This window comes from Pseudoalteromonas sp. GW168-MNA-CIBAN-0100, assembly GCF_040309225.1.
In the GTDB taxonomy this organism is placed as follows: Bacteria; Pseudomonadota; Gammaproteobacteria; order Enterobacterales; family Alteromonadaceae; genus Pseudoalteromonas; species Pseudoalteromonas arctica.
In genome coordinates this window covers 1-248 of sequence record NZ_JBEOOL010000896.1, presented here as the reverse complement: position 1 = coordinate 248, position 248 = coordinate 1, and the positions used below count along the sequence as shown (strand labels likewise).

The window sequence follows — 248 nt, the reverse complement described above, 5'->3', positions numbered from 1 at the left end:
ATCCAGAGGCGTTTGCTATTTTAAAGTGGGTAGGCGGTGCATACTTAATTTACATTGGTATAAATATGTGGCGTTCTAAAGGAAAAATGTCGGTAAATACCAGCAATGCCACAGCTGTAAGTCGCGAGTCGCTGTTTACGCAAGGCTTTGTAACTGCAATAGCCAACCCAAAAGGCTGGGCGTTTATGATCTCATTACTACCACCATTTATAAGCATTGAACATGACGTAGCCCCGCAACTATTAGTG

General features: G+C 42.7%; 1 protein-coding gene. It reads left to right on the top strand.

Annotated elements, in window-relative coordinates; genetic code table 11:
* Positions 1 to 248: LysE family translocator (locus AAEY62_RS23895; protein ID WP_350636950.1), on the top strand; the 248-nt coding region annotated here is incomplete at both ends.